Genomic DNA, 24059 nt, shown 5'->3' with positions numbered 1-24059 from the left:
CATCATAAAACACCAAATCCTCCTTTTGATCTCATGTAACACTGCCATGCCAGGTGTTCGGAAAATGACGAATCATGACATTGCCATATTAGAAATAAAAGCTCTAATGTGAGTGGTAATGAGCAAGAAGTTTTATTTTTTTAACATTCGTTGAATTCTGAAAACTATCGTGTTAAAATTTGGTAGCACCAGCAATCATATTACGTATTTACATATTAATAGGGCCCTATTATTCAGAAGATTGCTAGATTTTTTCACATCTAGACTTTAGTGATTTACTGCGTAAAAATAAAATCAATAGATTGGAGCTAAGTTAATGGGTGTAGATACTAATGCACGTACGAAGAATAAATTAAAAGTTGATTATGTGTTTACAGATGCAGAGAATCAACTTCTTACAAATAAATTTTTGGATTTAAAATGTAATCCTTATGAAGATTACACTTCCTTTCGTTCAGAAATCGAAAACATTGTCGAAAACGATGTTGAAATAAAAGATATTGTGGAAAAAGTAAAAGCTACCGGCAATAGGATTTGGAAGGAAGAACCATACTTATACCTGCAAAACTGCCCTATAGATAAAGATGTTCCTATTTTTGACCATGAATCACCAGTTCAATCAAAAAGAGAGCTTAAAAAAACATATGTTGGGGAAGGTTTTCTTCAATTTTATGCTCAAGTCATGGAAATGCCAGCTATTGGATATATAAATGTAAATGATGGCGATGTCTTTCAAGATATTTATCCCATGAAATCTTTATCAGAAACACAATCACAAAAAGCACTGGTAGCTTTAGGATTCCATAAAGACTTAGCAAATCATTTCGTTCGGCCTGATTTTGTGAATATGTTATCAATGAGGGCCTATGAAGGAAATCAAATCTTTACAACATTCGTCAAAAATATTGATTTAATTCAGAAACTTGATCCTTCTGATTTAAATTTGATGCGTCAAGAACTCTTCTATACACCTTTTGATGATTTATCGACATATGGTAATCGTACTGAATTAGGGCGTGCAAAAAATCACGCCATCCTATTGAATGAAGAAGAATTTGATATTGCATATTTTGAAAATCGGACAGTTGGTCTTACGGAAGAAGCCCAGGTAGTTGTAGATAAAATAAAAGTTTTACTACATGAATTAAAGGCTCCACACCTACTAAAAGCGGGTGAATTCATTTCCTTGTCAAACAATCATTCTATTCATGGTAAGGATGTTGAAAAAATCACGGATGTGGAAAAGCAAAGAACTCGTTGGATAATGAAAACCGTTAATTTGTGGAGTTTAGAAGAACATAAAGAGCACTATGTAGATGGTACAGATTGCATTGTAAACGGATAAATAATAAATCTGTCGGGAGTTAGCTCCCGACAGGTTTATTCCTCTAATAGCTTTGAATTTATAATACATACTAAGTTGCCCAAAGGAGGACAGCGTTATTGATTTTCCAATACGCTAAATTATTATGAATAATAGGTTTCTTCAAAATGCTTTTGAACTTATGGTAACTATATATCCCAATAAAATTGCAATAAAAGATAAAGATATGGTTATAACATATAAGGAATTGGATAGTTGGGCAAATGCTCTCGCGCATTTGCTTGTAAATAAGGGTATTAACGAAGGAGACCGGGTCGCCATTGCAGCAGAAAGATCCATTTCATTAATAGCTGCCATGCTTGCAACGCTAAAAGCGGGTGCTGCTTACGTACCACTTGACCCCTCTTATCCATTAGACAGACTGAGATATTGTATTGAAAAAGCAGAGGTTAATGTATTAATGACTGATGGTTCCGTTCCTGATTTAACCTTTAATCGGAATTCAATAGATTTAAGAGAGCATTCTAAAATTAGGGCGGAAGATCCTCCAATGGTTCTGATTAATAATGAAACGCCAGCCTATATCATTTTCACATCGGGTTCTACCGGACGACCAAAAGGTGTAGTTATTCCGCATCGTGCCATTGTCAATCATATGCAATGGATGCAAAAAGAATTTTCTTGGACTGGGGATGATGTTTTTTTACAAAAAACTGCATCGGGATTCGATGCTTCTGTTTGGGAGATATTTGCACCACTATCGTCTGGTGGTACTATGGTTATCGGTTCATCCAACCCATTTGATATTGCAACTGATATCAAAAGGCATAAAGTTACAGTTGTACAGTTTGTACCAACTGTACTTAAATTATTGTCAGAACAAGAATTATTATCCGATTTTACATCCTTGCGCCTTTTGTTTTGCGGTGGTGAATCATTGCAAACATCATTAGTAAATAAAATCCAAAAGAATTTACCAATACCGATTATAAATTTATATGGTCCTACTGAAGCAGCTATTGATACTACTTATAGAGTTTGTTTGCCAGGTGAAAATCATCTTTTTAGAGAAATCGATTTGGGACAGCCAATCGATAATGCTTCAGTATATGTTGTCGATGAAGAGTTGAATTTATTAGGTGCTGGTTGCGAAGGGGAACTGCTGATTTCTGGTGAAGGTCTAGCTTTGGGGTATTTTGGTCTTCCCGATGTTACAAAAGAGAAGTTTGTTATATGTCCTTCTACAGGTCAATTGTCTTACCTCTCTGGAGATCTTGTTTATATTAGAGAAGATGGTAATTACGAATTTCGAGGACGTAAAGATTTACAAATAAAGTTAAGAGGACTTCGTATTGAACTTGGTGAAATTGAAGAAACCATACGAGGAGTATCTTTCGTTAAAGACATAGTTGTAGAGGTTCGTGAAGAAGTCGAAGAACAATGGCTTGTTGCTTATATACGATGTGATTCTAAGACTTGGGATGAGATTGGTTTAAGAAGCTATATTGAAAAACGTTTGCCTTCCTATATGATTCCTAATTTTTTTGTCCAGATGGATAGTTTCCCTTATTTAGAGAATGGGAAAATGAATCGACGACAATTATCTTTAATACCTTTTAGAAGTAATAATGATTTTGGCGGTATTCATGATAAATGGGAGCAAGTCATTGCGAATATTTGGGAAGATGTCTTAGGAGAAAAAGTTTATTCTGCTACAACTGCATTTGCCTCAGTAGGAGGGCATTCTTTACTGGCAATTCGACTAGCAAACCTTCTTTCCGCTGAGTTTCAAATATCGTTAACACATGGATTTGTCTTTTTGTATCCAACAATTCGAAAACAAGCAGATTATCTGAAAACGAATATTTCAAAGAATGGCAAGAATGCTGTAGTACCTAAGAAATTGGAAAAGATAAACCGAAAATCTGATGCTAATCTTGAAGCTCCATTATCGTTGGGACAACAGGGAATACTATTCTTTGAACAAGAAAAAGGAGCATCTCAATATCATATAGCATTTCTGTTAAACTTTGAAAAAGGTAAAACTACAAAAATAAAAAAAGCAATTTCCTATTTACGAAGAAGACATCCGATTTTATCATCACGAATTATATTAACTAACAATGGTGATTATATACAGAAATATGACAGTTCGCTGAATTCTGAAATAAGTGAACAAACAGTTGAGGAAACGGGCTTAAGAGAAGTAATTCAAACTGAAGCAGAAAGGAAGTTTGAATTAAATAAGGGAGGATTTCGTGCCTCATTATTTAGTACTGACAAGGCGGAATATTTATTATTAACTTTCCATCATCTAATAGTTGATGGTTGGTCATCCCAGTTATTTGTAGACGAGTTGCATGAACTTATTGAAACCGATCTAGTGGAAAATACGGAAATGAATGCTGCATTCTTTCAATTTGCACATCATCAAAATTCAATGGATTTTAGTGAGGGCCTTGAATTTTGGAAGGAGTATCTAGAACAGATTCCGAATCAATCAAGATTTTCAACAAGTATGATGAAGGGGAGTACCCAAACAATAAATGGTAATCATATAAAGTTTTCGCTGCCAAAAGAACTAGAGCAAAAGATACTTTCTTTTTGTCAGAATACATCAATTACAGAATTCTCCATTCATCTAGCAATGGCAGCTTATGTCCTTGCTAGAATGAGTGGTCAACGAGATATTTGCATTGGGGTACCAGTAGCAAATAGAACCTACGAACAGGATTTTGAAGCTATTGGGAATTATGTTAATGTTGTTCCGTTTAGAATTAACTTTACTGAGGATGCTACATTAAAAAGTATTTCCGAAAAGATTGCACAGGATTATGCGGAGATAATAAAGTTTGAGCATATTCCCATTGAAAAAATTATTCCTGCAGTTCTAAAGAGTAGAAATAGTGACTATCGGCCACTATTTCAAGTTATGTTTGTATATAATAGATTTTTGAAAAAGCAACCCTATACTCAATTTAAAATGGAATCGGTTTTAAGTGATACTTCCAAATGCGATCTTAGTTTTATCATAGAACATGATGGAGAGAATTCAACATTCACAATAGAATACTGTAATGATTTGTTTACGGATCATGTAATCTCGGAAGTGAAGCAAGAATGGATCTCTCAAATGCAAAAAATAGCTGATGAAACCATTAAATTTGAAATCCAAGAAAATAGTATTGAAGCTACAATGATAGAAAATGACAAAAACTATCATGCGGATAAAGAAACATTAATGAAAGTTCAAAACATATGGAAGGATATCTTCAGAAACTCAGACGACAATTTAAATAGTAACTTTTTTGAAATAGGTGGCCATTCGTTGTTAGCCATGAAATTTATTGCTCAGCTAAATAAGAAATTCGAGCTAACTTTACCAGTATCCATTGTATTTGATTATCCCACTATACAAGGAATAGCTCATGTTATAACAAACTCCATTAAACCTAATGGCGTAGTACATGTTTCACCAGCTGAGAACCGTCAAAAAATATGGTTTATTCACCCAGCTGGCGGAGCACTTTGGTGTTATAAAGAAATGGCTGCGGAATTAAATGAAATGTTTGACGTATGGGGAATTGAAAGTGCGGAGATTCCTGAAAGTGATAAATATGAAGATGATTTATTAAATATGGCTAAACGATATGCTTCTTATATTCTATCTGTTCAACATGAAGGGCCTTATTATATTACGGGCTATTCGTTCGGTGGTAATGTGGCTTATGAAATAGCTCGTTCCTTTGAGGCTGAAGGAAGAGACGTTGGTTTATTAACATTATTAGACTGTCATTTCAGTAAAGCTCGTGAGTTCGACAAAATGGAGTTTGTTAAATCATATGCTTTAAAGTTTACAAATGGAGCTAATGATAAGTTTAATCCGGATGAGTTAACCCTCATGGACAAAGAAGAACTATTGGAATTCCTTTTAAACTTAGGAAAAGATGGCGGTCATCTCCATATGGATGCAGAAGTTGAGGATGTTAAGAGTGGCTTGGGAATTTGGGAAGCAAATAATGTCGCTATTCATCGGTACAATATATCAGGATCTTTTTATGGTAAAGTTCTGTTTATACGAGCTGAAGAAAATGAGCATGATACCACTGTAGGTTGGGAAAATTACTTGGTTGGGGAACTAACAGTGCGTTCAGTTCCAGCTCAACATTTTACGATCTATAAATCTCCAAATGCTGAAAATGTTGCTAAGATTATTATGGAACAAGTTGCATCTTTAAGATATGTATAAATTTAAGGAAAAAGGGTTTTTAGTATGAAAAAAAATCATATGCGTTGGAGATTTTTTGCTGAGGGTATTCAAAACACTTTATTTTATATGTTATTTCCATTTATTGTTTTATATTTAAACGATGCCTGGAACCCTTACCTAGCATCTTTTGGTTTAGCCATAATTTCAGTATTGGGTGTAATATCAGGTATTTGGGGTGGGATCTTTGCAGATAGGATAGGAAGAAAACCTATGATGATATCTTCAAGTATAGGTTTTCTGGTTGCGACTATATTATTTATCATTGGAAGAATAGCTGGAAGCAATATAATGGTGTTTGGTAGCTTCGGTTTAATGAGTATAGCTTATTCTTCATATATACCTGCAGGAAGAGCTTATATATCTGATTGGCTCGATGAAAAGGAACAAAAAAAAGCTTATGTATTCACCTACCAGATATTTAATGTTGCGGTGACGCTTGGTCCACTTATAGGAAGTTTTATATTTGATTCCATGCCTATTTGGTTTATCGGAACATCCTTAGTATCTGTTCTGACTTTAGTATATATATCACTATGGAAAACTCCGGAATTTCAGGTTAATAGAAAATTAAGTAATGAAGAAAGAATAAATGCAAATGGTAAGTTTACAAAAGCAGTAGTGCTTATAGGAAAAGATAAACGTCTTTTAATTTTTGTTGTTGCCAGTGTATTTGCAGCTCAAGCTTTCATGCAGTTAGAAATATTGCTTCCGTCAACTTTACTAGATCGTTTAACTGAAAGTACATCAATATTCGGTTTTACAATTAATGCTTCTCAAAACTATGCTTCACTGTTAATGACGAATGGGATTTTGGTAATTATTTTAGGCAGTATGGCGGCTAGACTTTCTTCAAAGTATAGCACCCGTTTTGGGTTTGTCGGTTCCAGTATATTGTATGCTTTCTCCATGGTCATCTTTGGTATTTCTCCAAACTATATAGGTTTTTTTATAGGAGTCTTAATCCTTACAGTAGCTGAATTACTTGTTGTTAGTACACAGGATTCTTACATTGCTGGTATTGCGCCTGCTAACCAAAAAGCACAGTACTTTGCTGCGGCAAATATACGATATTCAATAAGTCGAATATTTGCTCCACAATTACTAGCATTTGTACCATTAATTCGGCATGAGGGAGCTTTTCTGGTCGCTGCTTTTTCTTCCTTAATAAGCGCATTCTTATTTTTCATGCTCTTTCAAAAAAGTATATTAGCTTATAATTCAAAAGTTGGACAGAGTATATCGGAGAAAATATAAAAAAAGGCAGAAATATTCTGCCTTCAGAATGTAGACAAACTCGAAGAAATTCGAGTTTGTCTACATTTTTTTTACGGTCTGTACATTGATTTCCACTCCAGGCACTCGCTTTCGGCGGGCAATCCGCCCTCTGCGCCTTCGCGCCTGCGAGGTCTCCCCTGGACTCTCTTTTCCCGCAGGAGTCAGCACTTCACGTTCCACTCAACTTTGTTTTACCATTAAAATAGAATTGCCTAAAGTCTTCATTGTTTTAAAATACAATTAATAAAATTGAGGTGATGAGGATGCTTTCTAAATATAGTTCCATTCAGCGAGATCAACTGGTGCCAGCGAACCACTTGGTTCGTAAAATAGGGGGGGAAAACAATTGAAGAAGTTGAAAACAAATATGGCTTCCCGTTGGTTCTCCATGGTAAAGTGCCTCATTTCTCTACTTCAGGGAAAATCATGAACGACGCTTTAAAACTTCTCAACTCATTCATTAAACTATTCAATTCTATAATTTCGATATTATCAGGGAATTCTAAATGATTTTCTTTTCTGTTATTAATACAAACACTTATGGGATACCCAGGGCCAAGATGATACAACTTAAAACGATAGTTAGACGTATTTCCAATTTTTAAACCTAGTGTTTTTAGCTTTGGAAATTCCTCAGTTGGTAGTTCTAAACTATATCGATTCCTTTTATTCAAGATTGAAAAAGTATTTGGGGAAACCAAAAAACCTGAACCAATACATTTTAACCAGCTTTCCTTCAGTGTCCACATTTTAAAGAAAATTTCGATTTGTTTAGCTTTGGGTGATTTAATTAAATACCTTAATTCTTCACTGCTAAAAGTACTTTTGGCAATTTCAAAGATGTTGAAATCTTTGACTTCCTCTATATCAACGCCTATGGGATCATTATGAATGCCAACAACAACCCAATCACCTGAATGGGAAATATTAAAGTGAATTCTTCCTCCTGCTAGATTGGGTTTCCCATTTTTATCTAAAACAAATTGGATATTTTGAAACGGTTCTTTTAACCTGTCACTTATGAACCACTTAGCTAATAGCTCCCCAAATAAAGAACGGTATTTATCCTTTATCTTTTGTAATTTTTGTATGCTTAATTGTCTTTGTCCAGGACACAAATTGAGCATTTCTTCATAAGTATTTTCATTCAAATTAATTGGTAATTTTAAAGCGATAATCTTCAATTTTGATCTCCTTATTCACCCCAATATTGTAGGCACGAGAATCATTTGAGTGATCTTTGCACACCCGGGGGAGACAAAAATTTCAATTGGTATTTTTACTGGTGATGTCATTTTTGTTTAAAAATTCAATGATTCCACTCACCAATCCAGGGGATAATGGTAGTTCAGGATTTGTATAGGTTGCTAGATTTCCCGCTCGATCTGCAGGGGCTTCTTTCAATACATGATTCATCTTTTCGAGTATAAGTAATTCAGAATCGCTTTTTTCCTTATGTAACGCTTTTGCGTTAGTTGCAGGCACTTGAATGTCTCTATCGCCGTTTACGATTAGAACAGGGATATTCAGTTCCTTTACTGATTCTAGCGGGTTATATCCAATCCAAGAAATCATGTAAGGTTGAACAGAGGGGCGGAATACACTTTGCAGATCAGCACTGACAGTCTCGACTTGTTTTCCTTGTTTTAGCTTTGCCAGTATATCTTTGGATTCCGTTAATAACGATGGTGTAAGCTGCTCTTCAAGCTGTTTGATGAGTACTTGGTCAATAGGTTCGCCTGCACCCGCCAATGAAATGAATATGTCTGTTTCTGTTTTCTTTGCAGCTGCCATTCCAATTAAAGAGCCTTCGCTATGGCCGATGATGCCGACCTTGGAAAAACGGCCATCCTTTTTGGCAAATTGGACCCAAGCAGCTGCATCATCAATATACTGTTCAAATCTCAGGTCCTCTTCTTTTCCTGCCAATTGCATATTTTCACCAATTCCGCGCTTATCATACCTGATGCTTGCAATCCCTTTTTCTGCAAGACTTTCGGCTAACATTTTCAAACTATTATTTTTTCCGGGATTTGCAATGGTGTTACCATCTTTATCGGTCGGTCCGGAACCCGCAATTATAATCATCACAGGAAATGGCCCTTCATGTTTTGGTGTTTCTAAAAGGCCTTTAATGGTTCCATTCTTTAAGTCGGCCTGCACGATTTCACCTGATTCTTTTTCTTCAACTGCCTGATCGGATTTCTTGAGCAATTCAAAGGGGAAGGCTTGCCCTTTTTGAACAAATGTTCCTGAAATCTTTTCCTGATTTACTTTCCCATCAAACGTAATTTGCTGATTTTGGATTTTCATATCAAAAAACAAGTCTGATTCACTTAACCTTATACTTGTTAAGGGGAATTCGTTCAACCCTTGTACAGGAATACTTATCGTTCCATCTTTCTTCGTAAAATGAACAATGATTGGAAGCGGTTGATTTGGGATCTTAATATCTCCCTCCCACCTGCCTTCAATAGCATTCAATGAGCTCACTTCCTTCGATTTCTCTTCCACCTGTACCTCGTCCTTGGTTCTGCAACCTACCATTAATACAGCAGCACTTATGATAATACATATAATCGACAAAAGTCTTTTCATTTGAGCAAGTTCCTTTCTTAACATAATTAGACTCAGTGATTGGATATCTATCTTCATTATAAGTAAGCTTTAATATGAAATACCAATATTTTCCCTTGCGGTTGCATTTGTTTTTCCGTTTTTTAGTGAAGAGGGACGAAAAAAAAATATCGAAGGGACATTCAATCATCGGGAGAGCAAAAGTGGGTGTTGTTTTCATTAAAGATCGTGAAATCATTTCAAAATTAGAATTATTTGAATCAAACATTGACATCTAAAAGAAACTCTTTTAGAGTGGATGTGTAAATTAAATATCCTCGTTAGGTGAGGCTCCTGTGTAGGAGATACGCTACTGCCCAAAAATGTCGAAAGACGCCAATGGGTCAACAGAAACCATCGACATAAGGTGGTTTTTAATGTAGCTGGCTTTGTCCTATGCCACACAGTGCTAAAGCTCTACGAATGGAGGAACTGGATTTATGCTTGTATTTGTCATTCAGTCTTATACGACTGTTTGTATTTGTCATCCAGACAATGTACGCATATATACCGTATTTAGCACCTTCATTTGTAATGGAGGTTTTTTTATTTTTTCCTGGGGGAGAGGAATTTGGATAACTATTCACGACGACATACACGTGAATGAAAACAAGATTTTGGAAGGGGAATAAATATTTTTTTTACTCTTAATATTTAAGGGAAATATTTTTTGGCTCCCCTAAAAAGGAGTGAGTGACGAAATGATAAAAGTCCTGACGGAAGATCAAATGACTTTACAAATCATAAAAGTGTTAAAAGAAGGAAAAAAGAATGAATTTCTAGCAATATTAGAAGAACTCCAACCATATGACATTGCGCGGATTTTTGAGGGGCTGCCAGAAAAACACCATACACGTTTCTTGTTGTTACTTGATTCAGAACAAATCGCTGAACTGATTCAAGAAGTTGAGAAAGTGCATCAATTAAAAATCCTTAGTAAATTAGGAATAGAGAAATCCGGTCATGTAATGGATCTAATGGATAATGATGATCTAGCTTCATTGTTAGAGGACCTATCCCCTGGAAAAATTGAAGAACTTCTTTCAGGCATGAAACAAGAAGAATCAAAAATCGTTCAAAATATCATGAATTATCCCCCTGAAACGGCAGGGCGAATAATGACAAACCGTTTTGTCTGGATCCCCCAACATTATACGGTTCGTGAATCAGTTGAAAAACTGAAAATCTTTGCGGAGTTTTCGGAAACGATCAATTATCTTTATGTAATAGATAATGATAAAAAATTAGTAGGTGTTGTCTCATATCGGGATTTAATAATAAATGATGAATCTGAAAAAATTCAAGATATTATGTATAGCCGGGTTATCTCCGTTTCTGCTTATGAAGACCAAGAAGAGGTAGCTCGTGTTATTGAGCGATATGATTTTTTAGCAATTCCTGTAGTTGAAAAAAATAATGAGTTATTAGGAATTGTAACCGTCGATGATATCATTGATGTTGTCATTAAGGAAGCGAATGAAGATATTGAAAAATTATCGGCATCCGGTAAAGCTATAGACTTTGATACGAAGGCGCACGTGGCCGCATATCGTCGGCTTCCCTGGCTTATTTTACTTTTATTTATCGGATTAGTGTCTGGAACCATTATAAGCGGTTTTGAAGAAACATTGTCCAAAGTTGTTGCACTTGCCTTCTTTATGCCGATGATCGCAGGGATGACTGGAAATACAGGTACTCAATCTTTAGCTGTTGTTGTAAGAGGCCTAATCACTAGTGATACGGATAAAGGAGTCGTGACCAGACTTATTATACGGGAATTGAAAGTTGGATTGATAATAGGCATTACCTGTGGAATATTGATTTCCATCATAGCTTATGTTTGGCAGGGAAATCCGGTTCTGGGATTAGTGGTTGGAAGTTCGTTAGTGATGACCCTAGTTATCGGGACTTTAGCCGGGACCATTATTCCTTTGATATTATATAAATTCAACATCGATCCTGCAGTTGCTTCTGGTCCGCTAATTACAACACTAAATGATATACTCTCGTTACTTATTTACTTTGGAATTGCCACGATGTTTATTTCAAAATTGATGTAGACTATCCATTAAACCAAGTACTGTCCAGGCTGATGTTTTAAATCGGGATTGTGCGGAGCTTGATCATCTGCCAAGCAAACAATAAAAATAGAGTTTTAAGCTGCGGCCTTTTCTCGGTATCCAATCGGGGAAAGGCCGTTAAATTTTTTTGGGAGTGAACCGTATATTGAAATGAAAAATATGGGACATAATAGGCTGTAGCAAGTTTGGGGTTTTCAGGAAAGGCTACATAAAGAGTGTTATGGAAGCAATAGCCAACCATATTCTTTGACCTATGAACTTCATCAGTGATACGCTTCTTTTCGAAATTACGTATTCAAACCAAGGAGGAACAATGATGACACAAACTAAACAACAAATAATCACCCTGGCAAATCGTCCAAAAGGTATGCCTTCGAAAGGGGATTTCAACTTTGTTGAGAGTGAAGTTCCCACACCAAAGGATAATGAGATTTTAGTACGTACACTATATTTATCTGTCGATCCATACATGCGTGGCAGAATGCAAGATACCAAATCATATATTGCTCCATTTGAATTGAATAAGGTCATCACGGGCGGCGTTGTTGCTGAAGTTGTTGAGTCCAAATCGAATTCCTTCAAACAAGGGGATGTCGTTGTTGGGAATATCGACTGGGCAGAATACACAGTTGTCACCGAAAAGGAAATCCGCGTGATTGATCCCAAGGTGGCTCCGGTCACAACTCATTTAGGGATTCTTGGAATGACCGGCTTAACTGCTTACTTTGGTTTGCTTGATATCGGTAAACCTCAAGAAGGTGAAACGGTAGTCGTTTCAGGAGCGGCTGGAGCAGTTGGTTCAGTAGTCGGACAAATTGCTAAGATTAAAGGTGCGAAGGTTGTTGGCATCGCTGGTTCAGATGAAAAACTTGAGTATTTAACGAAAGAGCTCGGATTTGATGGAGCCGTAAATTATAAAAGTGATAGCTTTGCCGCAGATTTAGCCAATGCTGTTCCCGATGGAGTCGATGTTTATTTCGATAATGTGGGCGGCGAGGTGTCCGATGCTGTTTTCACACTTTTGAATGCGAATGCCCGAATACCATTATGCGGAGCGATTTCCTCGTATAACGCAGAAGGAAAAGATCTAGGACCGCGTCTGCAATCGGCGATGATCAAAACGAGTGCACTAATGAAAGGTTTCACAGTTGGAAATTATGCCACTAGATTCCAAGAGGGTGCTACGGATTTAGGTAAGTGGCTTCAAGAAGGAAAGCTGAAGTATGAAGAAACGATTATTGAAGGGTTCGAAAACACGCCTGATGCATTTTTAGGTTTGTTTAAAGGAACGAACCTCGGTAAACAGCTTGTAAAAGTTGCGGAACCTGAATTCGCTCAACTATAAGTTTTCTGGAAATAAAGCTGAGGAAGGTCCTTTGTTGGGATTTTTAAGCAGCTTATGACAAAGCGGCCTTTCGATTTTCAATCGGGGAAAGGCCGTTTTCCTTTCAAGTTAAAATATGATCCTTCATTACCTTTAGTGGTATCTTTTGATCCATATGAAGGATATTAATTATTGGAAGTCACTTCATCAGACATAGCTTTCACTACAGAGGTAATGGAATCTTTAATGAAAGGATAAATTTAAAATGAGTGAAAATAAGCATAGGTCCTCTTCCGAATCTCTGAAATTGGATACGATACATACGACATTTAAACAGGTTTTTGAAATAAAAAAGAATCCATTTCCTTGGATAAAAGCACTAAGTGCAGGTATAGCTGCTGCACTACCTGTTTCATTGGCTTATTATTCGGAAATTTAGCGTACGGTTTACTTGCAGGGATAGGAGGTTTCACTTATTTATACGTTTTTAACCAACCGTATCACCAAAGAGCTAAAAAGATTTTCTTTGTGATGGTGGGTCTTGCTTTATCTGTTGTTTTAGGGACGCTTTTGGCTCCATACCATTTGGGGACAGCCATAATGATGGGTATCATCGGGGCCAGTGTTTTTTTTATAATTGGTGCATTAAAGATTACCGGTCCTTCGGGGGTATTCTTCGTCTTGAGCTTTGCGCTTGCGACAGGTATGCCCGTTGACCAAAGCCTGGCCCCATTGAGTGGTGGCCTCTTAACCGTCTACAATGCATCCCTTGGTGAGATATTCAAAAACAAGGCGAGATTGGAATCTCTTTGGCCCGTTATATTTTCGATAGAACAGTTGGGGTATTATCTAAATGCCAGCTTAAAATCCTCTAAACGGCCAGTCCTTTCAGAGCGGGAGCTTGCTCAGTTGCTGTATGTTTTCGAAACCATGGCGATAGCGGCCGATAAAAGTCGATCACTTACGAATAAAGAAGTGCCTGAAATTGAAGGATACTCAAAAATCCGCCAGGAAATTTTGGACCTACAAGATGCGCTTCAGTTTTGCGGAGAAGCAACTAGCTAATCAATCTATTGATCCTCTTATGGGAGTTCATATTTGAATCCTTTTCTTTAAATGAGTGATTCTTCGCCCTTATTAATAGGATGAAATTGGAAGAATTATAGAAAAGTTTGTAAAAATGCCAGTTTTCATTATAAAATGTAATTACAAAGAGAAAGGTGATGAACCATGTCAAACGTTGCTAAATTTCGTGATTTTTTAACTAGTGAGAAAATCTATATGAATGAGTTGAATGAAGATGGCACCACCTTTTTTAGGGCTGAGCAAAAGTTAAAGGACGGGTGGAAGGTCCTTTTAGTATTTGCTTTCAATCAAGATGAAAATGTGGCGGACTTATTTTGCTTTAATGTCGCCGAGTTGAAGAATCCTGAAAAGAAACAGGATGTACATACACTGTTGAATGAATATAATGCTAATTTTAGGTATTCTAAGCTGTATGAGGAAAATGGGACCATTTCCATTCGGTATTCATACTCCATTGAGGGGGATATCGTACCGGATCTGGCGTTCAGGAAGTTAATCATGCTGCTTGAAACGGCACAGCAGGTTTATCCGCGGTTAATGGAAGTCATTTGGTCTTAAATCATCATATATAGGATGAAAAAGTTCTCTGAATCAGGGGACTTTTTAACATTTTTACTAGAGTGAGTGAATATATTAACGTTACAATACGGTAATTATTAATTTTTTTTAAAAGAACTATTGCATTTTTTCACATTAAACTATATAATTAATTTTGTTGATTGGTAATTCGACAAACTTCTACAAGAATATGCGGGTGTAGTTTAGTGGTAAAACCTCAGCCTTCCAAGCTGATGATGAGGGTTCGATTCCCTTCACCCGCTCCAATACATACTCATAACGTAGGGTTTCGTTACCTGGAGAACGAAGCTTTGCGTTTTAATATTATTACAAGAATTCTACTGTTTACAGTGGGATTTTTTTATTGTCCAAATAGCCTGCATTTTATCTAAGCGGTAATACAGTATGTTATGCCCGAAAACCGAGTTTTTATTTTTTATTACCTCCATCCTGGAGAGTGGGGATTTCGATTCAGCACAAACTTAGTCAATGTGATTAACTACGTTAGTAGAATCAGTTTGACTAAGTTTGTGCTTTTTTTTGTCCAATCTGGCAAGTCGAAGTCTGTTTAGCGACAAAAAGGGATTGGGAGTCCGAATAGTGAGGTGTAGGTTGAAACAAAAGTGCTCCGGCTGAAATCAGCTGAAACGTTTTATTAGAAAAAAATTGTAGGCAATCTCGCTCTTTATGTTTTTTTACTGTAATCCTTAATGAATGGAAGGAATTTGTGACACTCCTGCCGAATAACCGGCTAGCCGAGATCCCACAGCGCTTGAGCCGAGGAGGCTCGGCAGACAGTCCGCGGAAAGGGAGAGGATTTCTGAAATCAACTGGAATGTAATTCTAAGAAAAAACCGTAGGCTGGACTCATCCGAACCAAGTTTAAGACTAGGCAATCCTTTATGCTCTTAAATTCCAGTGATTTTTATTGCCTTTTTTCAGGGTATAGATCGATCGGTTGAATAAAAGGATACTAGCGCACTGGTTTTATTAATTGGAAAAATCATAAAAAGACCCCTTCCGATTGTGGAAAGGGTTTATTTCCGTTCAATTTTTAATTATCCTTCTACAATCGAGTAAGTCCCTTCACCACCATGGATTTCAAGGAACATGTCCATCAGGGATTTCGTCAGCTGATCTGCTTCCGTGATTGGAGTATCGGGTTGTAAATAAATGATTTGGATGGCTTTTTTCGTTTCTTCGGTGACTTTCGTGCGTTCTGCATCAACGTAAGGGCTTCCAAATGCGCCTACATGATCGGCAGATGTAATCATATTCTCCATGGAATTCAAGCGGCCGTTCAAACCTTCATAACCATCTGACGCCTCGCCGATCTTAATCGAGATGTCCCCTGATAATTTTTCCGCATCATAAATGCCGATCGGGACTTCATATAACAGCGAGAAGAAGTTATTTAAATCGATGGCGGAATGGATGGGTGTCAAGTAATTCTGTTTTTTTACTCGACGGTAAAGGGCTTCCACGGAGGGGCGGTACCGTGACGGATTTGTTCCAGTAGCCTTGAAAATCTCCCGCCACACTTTAATGCCGGAAAAGTCGGTCAATTCCTTTTCTTCAAGGTCGAAGAAAAGAGCTTCCTGAAATAGTTGAAGTCTTCCTTTCACCATTTGCGGGGAGGGAGCTACTTCGATGTTTTCATATGTAATGATCCCAACTTTGAATTGAGGGATTTTACTGCTAAGATTAGCTGATACGTTAATTTCCAACCGTTTCACCTCCAAAAATGATTGCAATTAGTTTATCATAGATAGCAATGGTTTGAAAAAGATTCAAGCTTTCAATGGGAATACTGAATGAACGTAGGTGATTAATATGGATATGAACAAATTCAAGCAAGAAGTGATTTTATATAGTAAGGAAATCGGCATCGATAAAATCGGCTTTACATCGGCCACGGCCTTTACCGAATTGAAAGGTCGGTTGATACGTCAACAGGAGCTGGATTATCAGTCAGGGTTTGAAGAAGCCGATATAGAAAAAAGGGTAAGGCCTGAATTGATATTCGATAAACCGCAATCCATCATTTCGATTGCGCTTGCTTATCCTTCGAAATTGAAGGATGCTCCGCAAAGTACAAAAAGTGAGCGCCGGGGAATCTTTTGCCGGGCGTCTTGGGGAACGGATTATCATACCGTTCTTCGTAATAAATTACAGTTACTTGAGGATTTCATTAAAGATAAAGTGCCAGGGGCAATGATGAAATCCATGGTTGATACGGGCGAATTATCAGATAGGGCAGTGGCTGAGCGTGCAGGTATTGGCTGGAGTGCAAAAAACAGTATGATCATCACACCGGAATTCGGGTCTTATGTATACTTGGGAGACATGATAACCAACCTGCCATTTGAACCGGATCAACCGATGGAAGATCAATGCGGGACATGCAATAAATGTGTCGATGTTTGCCCGACTGGTGCGCTCGTTCAGGGCGGGCAGCTAAATTCCAAGCGTTGCATTGCGTTCTTAACGCAGACAAAAGGTTTCCTTCCGGATGAATTCAGAACGAAAATAGGCAATCGTTTGTATGGGTGTGATACATGCCAGACCGTTTGTCCGAAAAATAAAGGAATGGATTTTCATTTTCATGAAGAGATGGAACCCGACCCGGAGCTGGCGAAACCGCTGTTGAAACCCCTGCTTACGATTTCAAATCGGGACTTCAAAGAGACATACGGCCATGTATCTGGCTCTTGGCGCGGTAAAAAACCAATCCAACGAAATGCCATTTTAGCATTGGCCCACTTCAAAGATGAAACGGCATTGCCTCAATTGATACAGGTCATGAAGGATGATCCGCGGCCTGTCATCAGGGGGACGGCGGCCTGGGCAGTTGGGAAAATTGGCCGGAAGCAGGCTGTTTTCGCATTGGAAGAAGCACGAATGAAGGAAACGGATGATGAGGTATTGGCGGAAATTGAGAAAGGACTGCAGTTTACCTTGGAAACAAAATAATATTTAAAATGCAGCCGCCCGGTAAATATTAACGGGGCGGCTTTTTTGGCTTAAAATATTCCGTTACCTTCAAGGAAACCTTTTTAAAAAGTATCATTATATTTATAAAGTTGAAACTCCCACATTTTATGAAATTGTGTTTTTGTCCATGCCCTCATACATACACATTAGCATAGATGGTAAGAAGGAGGGCATGAACTTGAGGGAACAATTGAAACGCCTTTTACAAGAAAGAGTGGAGTTCTATACTTCCGATGATCTGCAACGGGGTGAAAGGAAGTTACATTTGAAGAAGGAAATGATGAGGAACCGTGCTGCGGAAATTGTTCGGGTGAATGCGGCAGGCAAGGTACAATCAAAGAGAAGGGAAGATAATGATACAGTCCTGACATATCACGTGCACCTGCAATATTTATTGAAACAGGAGGATTCATTTTATATAGAAGAAGAAATGGAAGAAAGGGAGGCGCGGTTTCGAAATGGGTATATGGTGGATGAACGTGAGCTGATTCCCAGCTTTGAAACCGAAGAGGCACCGTCAAAATGTGATCCAGGCGCAGATCGTCTCGCATATAAATATGATCGGATGAAGGCTGTCCAATATGCCGAGCGTTGGTGGAACGAATTCAATCCGGCTTATCATAAATTCACTGATGATTGTACGAATTTCATTTCACAATGTTTACATGCAGGAGGAATACCGATGTGGGGGGCCCCAAACAAAAGTAAGGGCTGGTGGATAAGAGGGAAAAGCTGGAGTTATACATGGACGACGGCACATTCTTTATATCATCTGCTTAAAGCCGGGAATGCCATCAGGACAAAGCAGGTCGAGTCGGCCAAGGAATTGAATTTGGGAGATATCCTCTGCATAGATTTCGAAGGGGACGGACGGTTTGATCATAACTTGATCGTAACGGCGAAGGATCAGGACGGGATGCCGCTAGTGAATGCACATACGATGAACAGCCGACACCGGTATTGGACATATGAGGATTCAACCAGATACACACCGAACATCGTTTATAAATTCTTTGTGATTTTGAATGGAGGGTGATTGGTTTTTAGTCTTTTTTGTTTAATGCTATAATTAAGGTGAAGTTCAAACTAGAGGTGAAAATGAAGTGTCAATACATGTAGTTTTATATCAACCACAGATTCCAGCAAATACAGGAAATATCGCAAGAACGTGTGCAGGGACGGATACGTCTTTACATCTCATTCGCCCGCTCGGTTTCTCGACGGATGACAAACAGCTCAAACGGGCCGGGCTCGATTACTGGGAGAATGTAAAGATCCATTATTATGATTCGTTAGAAGAGTTTTATGAAAGAAATGCCGGCGGTGAATTTTATTACTTGACGAAATTCGGGGAGCAGCCACATTCCAGCTTCGATTACAGTGATCAGGACAGTGAGATATACTTCATTTTTGGCCGTGAAACGACGGGTCTCCCGAAAGAGGTGATCCAAGAAAATATGGATCGGTGCCTGCGGATTCCAATGACGGATAAAGTACGTTCACTTAATCTGTCGAACACGGCTGCCATCTTGGTTTATGAAGCACTTAGACAGCAAAATTACCGTGATTTGGATTTAAAAACAAAAGATTGAGTTTCATCAATACTGTCATCGGGGGTATTTCAGCCCCGATGATGGATACATATTCTTTAGGGGTGGGAGCATTGAATAACATTATTGAGAAGATTTTAGATCACCGTTCCATACGTTCTTTTGAGGACAAGCTGTTGTCTGAGGAGCAAATCGATACGATTGTTGAATGTGCCCAAGCTGCATCGACTTCAAGTTATATTCAAGCGTATTCAATCATAGGGGTAACCGATCCGGAAAAGAAAGCCAAGCTTGCTGAACTTGCCGGACCACAAGCATATGTAGAGAAGAATGGACATCTATTCGTCTTTTGCGCCGATTTATATCGTCAGGATATGGTTTCCGAAATGGAAAACACGGACCTGTCCGAATCAATTGAAAGTACGGAGAAATTCATGGTTGCTTGTATTGACGCTGCTCTTGCGGCTCAAAATGCGGCATTGGCAGCAGAATCGATGGATCTTGGCATTTGCTATATAGGCGGGATCCGCAATAATCTCCCAGAAGTGTCAGCGATATTGAATATACCGCATCGCGTTATACCATTATTCGCTCTAGTGGTCGGATATCCGAAAAACCGTTCGGATAAAAAGCCGCGTTTGCCGCTGTCCAATATCTATCATGAAAATGGATATCAGGAGGATAAGCAAGAGTTCATCGGACAACTTGAAGAGTATAATGAAACGATTTCCAGTTATTACGAGCGTCGGACTGAAGGTAAACGAAAAGACACCTGGACCGAGCAAATGGCTGGAATGCTTGGAAAGAAAAGCAGGTTGTACATGAAAGATTATGTTGAGAAGCAAGGATTTAAGAAACATTGATTGTGCGCTTCCCATAAGGGACATCTTCCAAAGTCCTGAGTATGGACCTAGCAGTAAAGATCCCGGAAACATTTCCGGGATCTTTACTGTGTTCATTTGTCATTCGGTAATACGGACCGGCCCAAAAAATCCAGTCAGGATTTCTTCTTATATGCCCATGAAATTACCATTGACAATATATTTAGATAGAATTATAGTAATTAAGTAGTGGATAATGATAATCATTTTCATTTGAGTGTTTACTTACCTATTTTTCAGTAAATGGAGGTTGAAAAATGGTTCGCCTATATACAGAGGATTTGAATATTGGTTATGGTGAACGTTTAATTGTAAAAGATCTCAGTGTGGAAATTCCAGATAAAAAAATCACGACGATCATCGGTTCAAATGGATGTGGGAAATCGACACTTTTGAAAGCGATCACCAGAATCATTCCAAATCAATCAGGTACGGTTGTTTTAGATGGGGTGAATATTTCAAAAGAAAGCACTAAGATCCTTGCAAGAAAAATGGCCATACTTCCGCAGACACCCGAGAGTGCAAGCGGTTTGACGGTTGGGGAGCTCGTATCATATGGGCGCTTTCCCTATCAAAAAGGTTTTGGGCGCCTGACCCAAAAAGACTATGATGTGATTGATTGGGCACTTGAAGTGACCGGCACGAAAGACTTCAAGTTCCGTCCGGTGGATGCTCTATCAGGAGGTCAGCGCCAGCGTGTTTGGATTGCGATGGCCCTTGCCCAGGAAACGGAAATCATCTTCCTTGATGAGCCGACTACCTATTTGGATATGGCTCATCAGCTGGAGGTTCTAGAATTATTACAAAGGCTGAATGTAAAACAGGGACGTACAATTGTCATGGTTCTTCATGATTTAAACCAAGCTGCTCGCTTTGCCGACTATATCATTGCCTTAAAGGACGGGGAAATAGTCAAATCAGGAGATTGCGAAGAAGTCATCACTCATGAAGTGCTTAAGGAAGTATTCCATATTGATGCGGTAATCGGACGAGATCAACGAACGAACAAACCAATGTGCAGCACATACAATTTACTAAAAGGAGATTTGACACAAAATGAAAAAGATAATTATCCCGTTTATACTGCTGTTAGTGTTAATTATTAGCGCTTGCGGTAACGAGTCAGCCGAAAAAGAAAAAAGCTCGGCTTCCAAAAAGGAAAAATCAGGTACCATCACATATCAATCTGAAAATGGTCCTGTTGAAGTTCCGGCAGATCCTCAGCGTGTTTTAGTACTATCTACTTTCGCAGGTAACGTAATGGCTTTGGATGTTAACCTTGTAGGTGTCGATTCATGGTCTAAAATGAACCCGAACTTTAAGGAATTAAAAGATGTCGAAGAAGTGACGGACGAAGACCTGGAAAAGATCATCGAGTTGGATCCGGATTTAATCATTGGTTTATCAACGATTAAAAATGTTGATAAATTAAGTGAGATTGCTCCGACCGTAACGTATACATACGGAAAAGTGGACTATTTAACACAGCACGTAGAAATTGGCAAGCTTTTGAATAAAGAAAAAGAAGCCCAAGCTTGGGTGGATGATTTCAAAAAACGGGCAAAAACAACCGGTGAAGACATTAAAGCCAAAATTGGTGAAGATACAACCGTTTCCGTATTCGAAAAGTTTGACAAACAGTTCTATGTATTTGGAGATAATTGGGGTCGTGGAACGGAAATCCTTTATCAGGAAATGAAGTTGGCCATGCCTGAAAAAGTAAAAGAAGCAGCGTTGAAAGATGGTTACTTTGCTTTATCTTTAGAAGTCCTGGCAGACTATGCTGGTGATTATGTTATTTTGAGTAATAATAAAGACGAGGACAATTCATTCCAACAAACTGATACGTATAAAAACATTCCTGCTGTTAAAAACAATAAACTATTTGAAGTGAATGCGAAAGAATTCTACTTCAATGACCCAATAACATTAGATTATCAATTAGACTTCTTTTCCAAAAGTTTTCTTGGAAAATAATACAGCGAGGGAGAGGGATTCAAATTCCTCTCCTTTTATTCTATAAAAAAGAGATGAGAGAGACAGATGACTAAAGAAAATCAACGTTTCATCCCATTTATATATAAACTGATCATAGGGATTGCTGTATTTATAGGCATGTTCATTCTTTCAATGGCATTTGGTGCAGCGGATGTTACTGTAAAAGATGTCTGGCAAGCACTGACATCAAATGCTGTCGGTGAAAAGCTTTCAATCATCCGGGAAATCCGTTTCCCTCGTGAAGTGGGTGCAATCTTCGTGGGTGCAGCGCTTGCCGTTTCTGGTGCCATCATGCAGGGAATGACCAGGAATCCACTTGCCGATCCGGGGTTGCTTGGATTGACGGCAGGAGCCAATGCAGGTCTCGCCATTACTTTGGCATTTATTCCAAATGCCAATAATTTAGGGATCATGATTGCGTGTTTTATAGGTTCCGCTGTCGGGGCAACCATGGTCTTCGGAATCGGTGCGATCAAAAAGGGAGGATTTTCACCATTAAGGATCGTATTGGCTGGTGCTGCAGTCTCTGCATTCCTATTTGCCGTTTCGCAAGGGGTCGGCATTTATTTCAAGGTATCAAAAGATGTATCGATGTGGACAGCTGGCGGGAATATTGGAACTTCATGGGAGCAGCTTCGCGTAATCGTCCCGTTCATTATAATAGGAATCCTGATCTCCCTTATCTTTTCCAGACAGCTCACAATACTTAGCTTAAGTGAAGAAGTGGCGGTAGGCTTAGGGCAAAAGACAACACAAATAAAGGCGTTTCTTTTCGTAGTTATCATTCTCCTGGCAGGTGCTGCCGTTGCGCTTGTTGGAAATATGGTGTTCATCGGGTTAATGGTCCCCCATATTGTTCGGGCTATCGTGGGTACGGATTATCGATTCATCCTTCCTATGTCTGCGATTTTGGGAGCCACTTTCATGCTGCTTGCCGATACGATCGGCCGTACCATCAATTCTCCATATGAAACACCTGTGGTAGCGGTTGTTGCGATGATTGGTTTACCTTTCTTCCTCCTAATCGTGCGTAAAGGAGGTAAAGCATTTTCATGATCCAGTCAGCATTAGTCAAAAAACAGCGATGGATAATAGGTGCATTAACTGCACTAATCATCATTACGATCATTATAGGGACGTGTTCGGGATATTCCAATCTTTCTTTAGGGCGACTGATTCCAACGCTTTTCGGGCAAGGGACGTTTAAAGAGGAATTCATATTATTTTCCGTCAGGTTACCGCGAATCATCATCACCCTTTTAGCAGGCATGGCCCTTGCACTGTCGGGAGCCATTTTGCAAGGAATCACACGTAATGATTTAGCCGATCCCGGAATCATCGGGATCAACTCAGGAGCAGGTGTTGCCATTGCCGCTTTCTTTCTGTTTTTCCCAATTGATGCAGGTTCGTTTGTTTATATGATCCCGCTTGTCGGTTTTATCGGAGCGTTATTGACGGCCTGTATAATATATACCCTCTCATTTAAGCGAAGGAGTGGCCTTGAACCCGTTCGGTTAGTGTTGATTGGCGTTGGTTTTTCAATGGCACTTTCAGGCCTGATGATTGTCCTCATTTCATCAGCGGAACGAGCAAAAGTCGATTTCATCGCAAAATGGTTAGCGGGAAATATATGGGGCACGGATTGGCCCTTCATTTGGGCAGTTCTTCCATGGTTAATCATCCTCATTCCATTCACTTTATATAAAGCAAATCGTTTGAATCTGCTTGGTTTAAGTGAACCGGTCGCAATCGGGGTCGGTGTATCGATTGAAAAAGAGCGGATCGTATTGCTAATCACAGCTGTAGCACTGGCCGCGGCTGCCGTTTCTGTTACAGGCGGAATTGCATTCATTGGACTCATGTCCCCGCATATAGCTAAATCTTTGGTAGGACCTCGAAATCAACTATTCATTCCGGTTGCCATTTTAATCGGTGGATGGCTATTGCTGCTTGCCGATACGATAGGCCGTAATATAGTTGAACCCGAGGGGATTCCTGCAGGTATCATGGTTGCATTGATCGGTGCACCTTATTTCATGTATTTATTGTTGAAAAAATAAGTTGTTAAAATCCCTTGAAATCATTCAGGGGATTTTATGTTT

The 24059-nt window shown here is 38.7% G+C and carries 19 protein-coding genes, 1 tRNA gene and 1 riboswitch; of the genes, 17 read left to right on the top strand and 3 right to left on the bottom strand.

Translation table 11 applies throughout. The features are described from left to right. Positions 1-316 precede the first annotated feature (316 nt). The 3 genes from ACIQZD_RS06315 (at position 317) to ACIQZD_RS06305 (ending at position 6848) form a co-directional block, all read left to right on the top strand. On the top strand, positions 317-1345 hold the full coding sequence (locus tag ACIQZD_RS06315; protein WP_402899572.1) for a hypothetical protein: 1029 nt from the start codon (positions 317-319) through the stop codon (positions 1343-1345). Between the two features lie 124 nt (positions 1346-1469). Beyond that, positions 1470-5573 carry a non-ribosomal peptide synthetase family protein gene (locus ACIQZD_RS06310; protein ID WP_402899569.1) on the top strand — a complete coding sequence of 1368 codons (4104 nt, stop codon included), beginning with the start codon at positions 1470-1472 and terminating at the stop codon, positions 5571-5573. 24 nt (positions 5574-5597) lie between these two features. Then, on the top strand, positions 5598-6848 hold the full coding sequence (locus ACIQZD_RS06305) for an MFS transporter (RefSeq protein WP_402899566.1): 1251 nt from the start codon (positions 5598-5600) through the stop codon (positions 6846-6848). A 422-nt stretch (positions 6849-7270) separates the two neighbouring features. Here the strand turns inward: ACIQZD_RS06305 and ACIQZD_RS06300 are convergent, their stop codons facing one another. Together ACIQZD_RS06300 and ACIQZD_RS06295 are read right to left on the bottom strand one after the other, a co-directional pair. Beyond that, positions 7271-8053: a 4'-phosphopantetheinyl transferase family protein gene (locus ACIQZD_RS06300; RefSeq protein ID WP_402899563.1), complete on the bottom strand. Its 783-nt coding sequence runs from the start codon at positions 8051-8053 to the stop codon at positions 7271-7273. Positions 8054-8135: 82 nt separating this feature from the next. After that, positions 8136-9467 carry an alpha/beta hydrolase family protein gene (locus ACIQZD_RS06295; protein WP_402899558.1) on the bottom strand — a complete coding sequence of 444 codons (1332 nt, stop codon included), beginning with the start codon at positions 9465-9467 and terminating at the stop codon, positions 8136-8138. A gap of 288 nt (positions 9468-9755) precedes the next feature. Beyond that, a riboswitch (M-box (ykoK) riboswitch) is annotated at positions 9756-9921 on the top strand. Between the two features lie 265 nt (positions 9922-10186). Between ACIQZD_RS06295 and mgtE the strand changes: the two genes are divergently transcribed. The 6 genes from mgtE (at position 10187) to ACIQZD_RS06265 (ending at position 14800) form a co-directional block, all read left to right on the top strand. Next, on the top strand, positions 10187-11545 hold the full coding sequence (gene mgtE, locus ACIQZD_RS06290; protein WP_402899554.1) for a magnesium transporter: 1359 nt from the start codon (positions 10187-10189) through the stop codon (positions 11543-11545). Positions 11546-11882: 337 nt separating this feature from the next. Beyond that, on the top strand, positions 11883-12911 hold the full coding sequence (locus tag ACIQZD_RS06285) for an NADP-dependent oxidoreductase (protein WP_402899552.1): 1029 nt from the start codon (positions 11883-11885) through the stop codon (positions 12909-12911). Between the two features lie 244 nt (positions 12912-13155). Next, positions 13156-13329, top strand: coding sequence for a hypothetical protein (locus tag ACIQZD_RS06280; RefSeq protein ID WP_402899549.1), 174 nt, complete (start codon positions 13156-13158; stop codon positions 13327-13329). 89 nt (positions 13330-13418) lie between these two features. Beyond that, entirely contained in the window at positions 13419-13955 is a 537-nt protein-coding gene (locus ACIQZD_RS06275; RefSeq protein ID WP_402899546.1) for a hypothetical protein, read from the top strand. A gap of 165 nt (positions 13956-14120) precedes the next feature. Next, positions 14121-14534, top strand: coding sequence for a YbjN domain-containing protein (locus tag ACIQZD_RS06270; RefSeq protein WP_063235961.1), 414 nt, complete (start codon positions 14121-14123; stop codon positions 14532-14534). 192 nt (positions 14535-14726) lie between these two features. Next, positions 14727-14800: transfer RNA gene (locus ACIQZD_RS06265), tRNA-Gly, on the top strand. A gap of 792 nt (positions 14801-15592) precedes the next feature. On the opposite strand, the gene ACIQZD_RS06260 is transcribed toward ACIQZD_RS06265, so the two are convergent. Next, on the bottom strand, positions 15593-16261 hold the full coding sequence (locus ACIQZD_RS06260; RefSeq protein WP_402899542.1) for a B3/B4 domain-containing protein: 669 nt from the start codon (positions 16259-16261) through the stop codon (positions 15593-15595). 106 nt (positions 16262-16367) lie between these two features. Here ACIQZD_RS06260 and queG point away from each other — a divergent pair, with 106 nt between their 5' ends. From queG to ACIQZD_RS06220, 8 genes are all read left to right on the top strand, one after another. Next, entirely contained in the window at positions 16368-17507 is a 1140-nt protein-coding gene (queG, locus tag ACIQZD_RS06255; protein WP_402899539.1) for a tRNA epoxyqueuosine(34) reductase QueG, read from the top strand. Between the two features lie 199 nt (positions 17508-17706). Beyond that, positions 17707-18564, top strand: coding sequence for an amidase domain-containing protein (locus tag ACIQZD_RS06250; protein WP_402899537.1), 858 nt, complete (start codon positions 17707-17709; stop codon positions 18562-18564). Positions 18565-18631: 67 nt separating this feature from the next. Next, positions 18632-19120 carry a tRNA (uridine(34)/cytosine(34)/5-carboxymethylaminomethyluridine(34)-2'-O)-methyltransferase TrmL gene (gene trmL / locus ACIQZD_RS06245; protein WP_402899534.1) on the top strand — a complete coding sequence of 163 codons (489 nt, stop codon included), beginning with the start codon at positions 18632-18634 and terminating at the stop codon, positions 19118-19120. Positions 19121-19191: 71 nt separating this feature from the next. Then, positions 19192-19941 carry an oxygen-insensitive NADPH nitroreductase gene (nfsA, locus tag ACIQZD_RS06240; RefSeq protein ID WP_402899531.1) on the top strand — a complete coding sequence of 250 codons (750 nt, stop codon included), beginning with the start codon at positions 19192-19194 and terminating at the stop codon, positions 19939-19941. A gap of 275 nt (positions 19942-20216) precedes the next feature. After that, positions 20217-21065: an ABC transporter ATP-binding protein gene (locus tag ACIQZD_RS06235; protein WP_402899528.1), complete on the top strand. Its 849-nt coding sequence runs from the start codon at positions 20217-20219 to the stop codon at positions 21063-21065. Next, positions 21016-21936 (top strand): iron-hydroxamate ABC transporter substrate-binding protein, encoded by a 921-nt coding sequence (locus tag ACIQZD_RS06230; RefSeq protein WP_402899525.1) that lies wholly within the window; start codon positions 21016-21018, stop codon positions 21934-21936. Before ACIQZD_RS06235 ends, ACIQZD_RS06230 begins: the two co-directional genes overlap by 50 nt. A gap of 66 nt (positions 21937-22002) precedes the next feature. Further along, positions 22003-23013 carry a FecCD family ABC transporter permease gene (locus tag ACIQZD_RS06225; protein ID WP_402899522.1) on the top strand — a complete coding sequence of 337 codons (1011 nt, stop codon included), beginning with the start codon at positions 22003-22005 and terminating at the stop codon, positions 23011-23013. Beyond that, positions 23010-24017 carry a FecCD family ABC transporter permease gene (locus tag ACIQZD_RS06220; RefSeq protein ID WP_402899519.1) on the top strand — a complete coding sequence of 336 codons (1008 nt, stop codon included), beginning with the start codon at positions 23010-23012 and terminating at the stop codon, positions 24015-24017. Before ACIQZD_RS06225 ends, ACIQZD_RS06220 begins: the two co-directional genes overlap by 4 nt. The last annotated feature ends 42 nt before the right edge of the window (positions 24018-24059 follow it).

The organism is Peribacillus sp. NPDC096447, from assembly GCF_044762725.1.
Lineage (GTDB): Bacteria > Bacillota > Bacilli > Bacillales > DSM-1321 > Peribacillus.
The sequence above is the reverse complement of the archived record's forward strand: the minus strand, read 5'-3'. Positions and strand labels throughout refer to the sequence as shown.

What these genes read in the sequence shown, in the direction of transcription:
- ACIQZD_RS06270 (WP_063235961.1), top strand. Translation starts at nt 14,121, where the DNA reads ATGTCAAACGTTGCTAAATTTCGTGATTTTTTAACTAGTGAGAAAATC.
- ACIQZD_RS06315 (WP_402899572.1), top strand. Translation starts at nt 317, where the DNA reads ATGGGTGTAGATACTAATGCACGTACGAAGAATAAATTAAAAGTTGAT.
- ACIQZD_RS06295 (WP_402899558.1), bottom strand. Translation starts at nt 9,467, where the DNA reads ATGAAAAGACTTTTGTCGATTATATGTATTATCATAAGTGCTGCTGTA.
- ACIQZD_RS06285 (WP_402899552.1), top strand. Translation starts at nt 11,883, where the DNA reads ATGACACAAACTAAACAACAAATAATCACCCTGGCAAATCGTCCAAAA.
- ACIQZD_RS06220 (WP_402899519.1), top strand. Translation starts at nt 23,010, where the DNA reads ATGATCCAGTCAGCATTAGTCAAAAAACAGCGATGGATAATAGGTGCA.
- ACIQZD_RS06305 (WP_402899566.1), top strand. Translation starts at nt 5,598, where the DNA reads ATGAAAAAAAATCATATGCGTTGGAGATTTTTTGCTGAGGGTATTCAA.
- ACIQZD_RS06225 (WP_402899522.1), top strand. Translation starts at nt 22,003, where the DNA reads ATGACTAAAGAAAATCAACGTTTCATCCCATTTATATATAAACTGATC.
- ACIQZD_RS06235 (WP_402899528.1), top strand. Translation starts at nt 20,217, where the DNA reads ATGGTTCGCCTATATACAGAGGATTTGAATATTGGTTATGGTGAACGT.
- ACIQZD_RS06280 (WP_402899549.1), top strand. Translation starts at nt 13,156, where the DNA reads ATGAGTGAAAATAAGCATAGGTCCTCTTCCGAATCTCTGAAATTGGAT.
- ACIQZD_RS06230 (WP_402899525.1), top strand. Translation starts at nt 21,016, where the DNA reads ATGAAAAAGATAATTATCCCGTTTATACTGCTGTTAGTGTTAATTATT.
- mgtE (WP_402899554.1), top strand. Translation starts at nt 10,187, where the DNA reads ATGATAAAAGTCCTGACGGAAGATCAAATGACTTTACAAATCATAAAA.
- queG (WP_402899539.1), top strand. Translation starts at nt 16,368, where the DNA reads ATGGATATGAACAAATTCAAGCAAGAAGTGATTTTATATAGTAAGGAA.
- ACIQZD_RS06310 (WP_402899569.1), top strand. Translation starts at nt 1,470, where the DNA reads ATGAATAATAGGTTTCTTCAAAATGCTTTTGAACTTATGGTAACTATA.